The organism is Siphonobacter sp. BAB-5405, from assembly GCF_002872335.1.
GTDB lineage: Bacteria > Bacteroidota > Bacteroidia > Cytophagales > Spirosomataceae > Siphonobacter.
On record NZ_NJAG01000212.1, the window covers coordinates 1 to 6,209 of the forward strand.

7 protein-coding genes are annotated in these 6,209 nt (G+C 37.3%); 3 read left to right on the plus strand and 4 right to left on the minus strand.

Translation table 11 applies throughout. The features are described from left to right. The first annotated feature begins 1,097 nt into the window (after positions 1-1,097). The 3 genes from mobV (at position 1,098) to BWI97_RS27130 (ending at position 3,269) form a co-directional block, all read left to right on the plus strand. Positions 1,098-2,159 (plus strand): MobV family relaxase, encoded by a 1,062-nt coding sequence (mobV, locus tag BWI97_RS27120; protein WP_158242903.1) that lies wholly within the window; start codon positions 1,098-1,100, stop codon positions 2,157-2,159. Positions 2,160-2,360: 201 nt separating this feature from the next. Continuing rightward, positions 2,361-2,948 (plus strand): replication/maintenance protein RepL, encoded by a 588-nt coding sequence (locus tag BWI97_RS27125; RefSeq protein ID WP_158242904.1) that lies wholly within the window; start codon positions 2,361-2,363, stop codon positions 2,946-2,948. Between the two features lie 126 nt (positions 2,949-3,074). Beyond that, on the plus strand, positions 3,075-3,269 hold the full coding sequence (locus tag BWI97_RS27130; protein WP_102203502.1) for a hypothetical protein: 195 nt from the start codon (positions 3,075-3,077) through the stop codon (positions 3,267-3,269). 133 nt (positions 3,270-3,402) lie between these two features. On the opposite strand, the gene BWI97_RS29455 is transcribed toward BWI97_RS27130, so the two are convergent. The 4 genes from BWI97_RS29455 to BWI97_RS27150 all read right to left on the minus strand — a co-directional run bounded on the left by BWI97_RS29455 (position 3,403) and on the right by BWI97_RS27150 (position 5,471). Continuing rightward, positions 3,403-3,609 (minus strand): DUF3606 domain-containing protein, encoded by a 207-nt coding sequence (locus tag BWI97_RS29455; protein ID WP_199182146.1) that lies wholly within the window; start codon positions 3,607-3,609, stop codon positions 3,403-3,405. Positions 3,610-3,765: 156 nt separating this feature from the next. Then, positions 3,766-4,119 carry a hypothetical protein gene (locus tag BWI97_RS27140; RefSeq protein WP_102203504.1) on the minus strand — a complete coding sequence of 118 codons (354 nt, stop codon included), beginning with the start codon at positions 4,117-4,119 and terminating at the stop codon, positions 3,766-3,768. 1 nt (position 4,120) lies between these two features. Beyond that, positions 4,121-5,116, minus strand: a complete 996-nt coding sequence (locus BWI97_RS27145) for a type II TA system antitoxin MqsA family protein (RefSeq protein ID WP_102203505.1) — start codon at positions 5,114-5,116, stop codon at positions 4,121-4,123. A 7-nt stretch (positions 5,117-5,123) separates the two neighbouring features. After that, positions 5,124-5,471, minus strand: a complete 348-nt coding sequence (locus BWI97_RS27150; protein ID WP_102203506.1) for a type II toxin-antitoxin system MqsR family toxin — start codon at positions 5,469-5,471, stop codon at positions 5,124-5,126. Positions 5,472-6,209: the final 738 nt, after the last annotated feature.

Consider the following 6,209-nt stretch of genomic DNA (forward strand, 5'->3'; position numbering starts at 1 on the left):
TTCAGAGTAATCTTCAACGTTAAGATCTTTTACTACTTGTATGATTTCGGGAGGGTATATTTCTAACAACGATATTGAATCCTTATTTTTTTTTACGTCCACTTATTAAAATGCCCCAAATGGACATTTTAATCTTAAATTCCTTTAAAAATAACTCGATCGCGTCCTTGGTGACCATGGTTTTCTAAAATTAGCGTTTTCTGTTTCATAAATCATACCTTGGATTAGTAACACTTTATAGTTGTTTGAATGGATGTATATACAAATATAAACAACTTTAAAGTTGTTAACAAGGATTTTCCTAATTATTTTTCTGATAACTGCTTCCGAGATCCGATTTAGTGATGATTAGAGCAAATGGGCCCGGAAACTGAATATCAGTTTCCGGGCCCATTTGCTCTAATCATCGTTGAAGAAGTAAGCTTTGACAATTGTCTGCACCAATCGGCCGCTGATAGAGCTTAGCATTTTGATAGAAAGCTCTTTCCAGAATGAGCCTTGCTCTGAGTCTGAGAGAGTGCGTTTGTCATTCTTTTTACTTTGATACGATTTCATAATTGCGGGGGATGGATATTTAATTATTTGATTCCAAAGCAAGCTTGACTGGCTATTAAAAAAAAGGACGGGAAATGGAAGCCTTTTTTCGTGTCTTGCTATTCGCAAAAGAGGCTTGAGAGTAGTCGGGAAAAAAAGACAAATGCGGCAGTGCAGATACAACTGTAAAATCACGCTAAAAAAAGGAGTTTTGGTTAGTTAGTATTTCGAGGGCTTTTTAAATCATAGTGCAAAGATCTGGAGAGTAAAATATTGGCCGGTATTAAAAGAAATACCGCTCAGAACCAACGGTATTTCTTTTAATACACAAGAAGGATTGAAGGGATCAAAAGACTAAATATCTCTGGAATCACCGGGGAATTTCAGAATAGATTTTTAGCTTGCAATCAAATAGAAACTCCGTTGATAAAACGTTTTGTTCACAAAAAGTATAACGCACTATACCTTTTTCTGCCCTGCCGTTTTTTTCGCTACGCTTCAAAAGCCGGCAGGGCAGAAAAAGGTGTGCGGCAGGGGAAACCCCTGCACCCAAACTAATGAGTATGAAAGCGATCCTTAGAATAGAAAAGGTGACGGGCCAGGGCTCGGCCACCGGCAAGACCAATCATAACCTTCGCCTGGTTGACGTGCCTAACGCGGATCCCGAACGAAGCCATTTGAACCAGGTATTGCTGGGAGGGAATAAAGGTGTGTGGGAGCTGGCGAATGATCGTATCGAGGAAGCTCAGATCAAACGCAAGATTCGTCCAGATGCGGTGCGAGCGGTGGAGATCCTTTTGACGGCCAGCCCAGAGTATTTCCAGCGGGATGCAGACAACGTTTGCCGGACGGTTCCAAAGCGATGGGTTCAGCTTCAGGAGGAGTTCCTCAAGAAGCAATTCGGGAAGAATCTGGTGCAGGCCGTGCTGCACATGGATGAGAAATCCCCCCACATTCACGCCATTATTGTCCCCCTAAAAGAGGGGAAGCTGAGTGCAAAGGAGCTTTTCACGCCTAAGACGTTACGGCAGCTCCAAACGGACTACGCCGAGGCCATGAAGAGTGAGGGCCTCCAGAGGGGCGTAGAAGGCTCCAGAGCCAAGCATACGACTATGAAGCGGGTCTACGGGGTTCATGAGCAAATAGAGACGCTAGAAGAGCTTAAAACCACCGTAGCGGAGGATTTAGCCGCTAAGGAGATCAAAGCTCTAGAGGCGAAGGTAGAAGAAGCCAGAGCGAGCCTTCCTGGGTGGTTGCACGAACTGAGAATGCAATACATCCAGGAGCAGCAAGAGAAAATACAGAAAGACAAGCGGGAAGATATGGCTAAGCTTGAAGCAGAGGCCAAAGCCCAGGTTGAAAAGTACCGAGTCGAGATTAACGCCAAAAAAACCGGAATCATGCAGAAAATGAATTCGGAGATCAGTGACACCGAGAAAAATGCCAATGAACAGTTGTCAGCTGTACGGGCTGATCTCAACCGGCAGCTTCAAGAAATGAAAGAGAAGATTCTTTCCAATGCTCAGCAGGAGCTGAAGAACTTCCAGCAAGAGGAGACTAAAAGGGTAGAAAAAGAGAAGGAAGAAATTCGCAAACAAAGTAGAGGTTTAAAACCCCGTTTTTGAGGAAAAAATAGGAGTAGTAAAAAAGGGAGTTTTAAGAAGCTAAGAAGGAAAACGGGTTAACTAATTGATAATCAAGGGGGGTCAGTGTACGAGTCGTACACTAAAAGTGTACACCTAATCAAGTAATCGTGTACTTTTTTGCATAAAAAAATACATTTTTAGTGTAATTTATTAGGAATTATGATACATGAATGATTACCTTTGAATACACGAATTATGTATTTTATTATGAAAGAAAATACACTATCAGTTTCCAAACTACCTCAGTTTGAAGAAAATCCTTTCATTGAAAATGCGATAAAGGATATTGAGGATAATACTATTAAAAGGGTTCAGTATATCAGTGGAGATAGAGGAGTAGAAAATATAGTAACTAATCTAGAAGGCGAAGTAATTGCTCATTCTAGATTAGTAAGATTCATTAAAGTTGATGAAAAGAAATTTGCTAAAGTATACTTAAGCCAGTTCGAGGCGTTTTGGGACTTAAGCAAAACTGCAATTCGTGTATTTAGCTATATAGTTAACAATTTGATTCCCAATAAGGATATAGTCTATATTGATATTCAAGAAGCACTTGAGCATACTGGCTATAAAGAAGAAAAGAGTATTTATAAAGGACTAGCTGAATTGGTAAAAGCAGATATATTAGCTCGATCAACAAGTCACATTAGATATTTCATAAATCCTTTAATCTTTTTCAATGGAGACAGAATTACTTTTGCCACAACATATGTGAAGCAAAAAGAATTAAAAGGAAGTCAAGACTCTGATATTCAAAATATTGGCTGAAACGTAAGCGGCCCTGCTGAGGAGCAACCGCCCAGGGATAAGCCATACCACGTACAACTGTACGAAGCCCCGGTCTTGATAGCTTGAAGCCAGATCGGGGTATTTTTTAACTCTAAAACTACTGAAATGGCAGAAATCAAAATTGAGGAAGTAATTGATTATCTTGATTACGACATGAAATATGCTTTGGAGCAAACTATGAAGAAGCATTTTCCTAATGCTACTTTTAGCAAAGAAGAAGTTTTTAAGACTTTCAAGGCAGAAGTCTATCGCAAATGCAATACTTGGGAGAAAATTCCTGATAAACTTATAAAACAATAATAAAAAAATCGTGACGTCCCGTCACAGGTTTTCAAGGCATGGACCACCCCAACTTGTACTTTCTTTTTTATTTGAACGCTGCTGCTTCGTGTAAAACTTTGAGTACGTAAATTCAGGGTGGTCCATGCTCTTTTTAGCGTGTAGCTAGGTATCTTCGGACATCAGCGACCATAACCCCAACAGCATTTACAGCTTGTCTAAGTCTAGCTGCTGTACAACCAAGCTCTGAAGTCCAATAACGTACTTCCCATTCTTCATTGAGATTGATTCTAGATCGATCGCGAGGGCCCCGGTTTGATAAGTTATCTGGCATTTTCTTAAAGGTTTGTGTTACAGTCATATATATTCACTAAGCTAAAAGGTTATCAGTACAAGTTGGGGTGGTCCATGCCTTGAAAACCTCGGGGTTTGGGGCAGAGCCCCAATACAGAAAAATGAGCCATAATCTAAAATTTAGATTATGGCTCATTTTTCTGTATTATAAGTATATAAATAATTATTCTTTATTAAGAGAGTAAGCATCATCATTATTAGCTTTCTCCTTTTTAAAAGAATTCAAAATATTTATAAACTGTTGTCTAGTACTCGCTGAAAACGAACCTACTCCTATTGCGAACCCTAAGTCATATAAATGTCCATTGTTATTTACTGCATAGATTGCTACAGTATCATTAAATAAACTTATGATGAAAGCAGGCAGTATAAAAAAACCGTGAATCAAGCCTTCGATAAATCCAACAGGCTCATCTTTTACGCAGCTAGAAATATTTTGAATACTTGCGCATGAAGATAAAAGTCCCATTAAAAGAATGGTACAACCAAGATTAATTAGTTTATGTTTTTTTTTCATCTCAGATATGTTGAAGATAAAAACTTTTTTTATAGCTAACCAATTCGTGTTTTGCTATATGATCTAGCCAAGCTACTTCTTCGTGATTCTTATTAACTATATCATTTACCGACAATCCAGAAAACTTATTAACTACTTTATTTAAAGTTATTAATTCACTTTCCGAGAATAGATCCGAGTTAAAATTATCATCCGAACTGTACTGTTTACCTATACTATATGAATTCTCAAATTCTTGGTAATTTATATTTACTAAATTTTGAGAACTTGCTTCTGCAAATAGTTTATCATAACTACTAGGTACAATACCATAAGTTACAGCTCTGTAAGATAAACCAGTTATAGACTGTCCATTTACTTTAAAATGTCCAAAGTCAGCGTAAAATAAAAGTTTATTAAGTGCTGTTTGCCAAGGCTTTAACAGGTGAGAAAAGAAAACTATAACATTTAAGGCTTTTTCCAAATTTGGCGTCTTATACCCAGTATATTCACTAGGGTATTTTGCGTCCATAATGTATTCTTCCTTATTAATTATGTGTTCTTTATTTTCTTTTATCAAAGAATCAATTTTACTTAAAACGTTTTCAAGTTCCTTTTCATTTAAAACGTTACTAAGCGAAAGTATTTTTTTAAATTCTCTGGGGTTAGATGCTAATTGAATTAATCTAGCATTTGATTCGTTTGGAATTTCGCCATTTTCATATGCTCTAAACATATTTATTCCAAACCCTAATATTTCAGCCATTTTATTAGCCGGAAGCCCGTATTGAGCTCTTATTTGTTTTATTTCCTCAGGAAATGGAATTTTATGTTTGACCCTATAAGCATTATAAAGTTGTTTATATGTCACTTCTCCCATTTCTGGAGTGAAAAATTCTTCTTCTGAATCTTCACAATAATAAAACTGATACTCAACAGGAAATTCTTCTTTCCTAAAGGTTAAGACTTCGGTCCGGATTTTTAATGGCATTTCTTTACCAGTCATCGGACTTTTCATAAGATGTTCATTGTTTGAAAGGGTATTTCATAGAGTGTTCAGCAATGTGAAAAGAAATACAAAGCACCTGATTGTTCGATTCTCCCATCGTCAACTTGATGTATATTTCTTTTCCCTTCATTGTTTTACCAAAAACCCACATTGGGCTTCCCATATTTAGGAGTTCCTCTAGCGGCCCTTCAGAGTAATCTTCAACGTTAAGATCTTTTACTACTTGTATGATTTCGGGAGGGTATATTTCTAACAACGATATTGAATCCTTATTTTTTTTACGTCCACTTATTAAAATGCCCCAAATGGACATTTTAATCTTAAATTCCTTTAAAAATAACTCGATCGCGTCCTTGGTGACCATGGTTTTCTAAAATTAGCGTTTTCTGTTTCATAAATCATACCTTGGATTAGTAACACTTTATAGTTGTTTGAATGGATGTATATACAAATATAAACAACTTTAAAGTTGTTAACAAGGATTTTCCTAATTATTTTTCTGATAACTGCTTCCGAGATCCGATTTAGTGATGATTAGAGCAAATGGGCCCGGAAACTGAATATCAGTTTCGGCCATTTGCTCTAATCATCGTTGAAGAAGTAAGCTTTGACAATTGTCTGCACCAATCGGCCGCTGATAGAGCTTAGCATTTTGATAGAAAGCTCTTTCCAGAATGAGCCTTGCTCTGAGTCTGAGAGAGTGCGTTTGTCATTCTTTTTACTTTGATACGATTTCATAATTGCGGGGGATGGATATTTAATTATTTGATTCCAAAGCAAGCTTGACTGGCTATTAAAAAAAAGGACGGGAAATGGAAGCCTTTTTTCGTGTCTTGCTATTCGCAAAAGAGGCTTGAGAGTAGTCGGGAAAAAAGACAAATGCGGCAGTGCAGATACAACTGTAAAATCACGCTAAAAAAGGAGTTTTGGTTAGTTAGTATTTCGAGGGCTTTTTAAATCATAGTGCAAAGATCTGGAGAGTAAAATATTGGCCGGTATTAAAAGAAATACCGCTCAGAACCAACGGTATTTCTTTTAATACACAAGAAGGATTGAAGGGATCAAAAGACTAAATATCTCTGGAATCACCGGGGAATTTCAG

Excerpts from the sequence above, each read along its gene's own strand:
- mobV (WP_158242903.1), top strand. The coding sequence starts at position 1,098 with ATGAAAGCGATCCTTAGAATAGAAAAGGTGACGGGCCAGGGCTCGGCC.
- BWI97_RS29455 (WP_199182146.1), bottom strand. The coding sequence starts at position 3,609 with ATGACTGTAACACAAACCTTTAAGAAAATGCCAGATAACTTATCAAAC.
- BWI97_RS27150 (WP_102203506.1), bottom strand. The coding sequence starts at position 5,471 with ATGGTCACCAAGGACGCGATCGAGTTATTTTTAAAGGAATTTAAGATT.
- BWI97_RS27140 (WP_102203504.1), bottom strand. The coding sequence starts at position 4,119 with ATGAAAAAAAAACATAAACTAATTAATCTTGGTTGTACCATTCTTTTA.
- BWI97_RS27145 (WP_102203505.1), bottom strand. The coding sequence starts at position 5,116 with ATGAAAAGTCCGATGACTGGTAAAGAAATGCCATTAAAAATCCGGACC.
- BWI97_RS27130 (WP_102203502.1), top strand. The coding sequence starts at position 3,075 with ATGGCAGAAATCAAAATTGAGGAAGTAATTGATTATCTTGATTACGAC.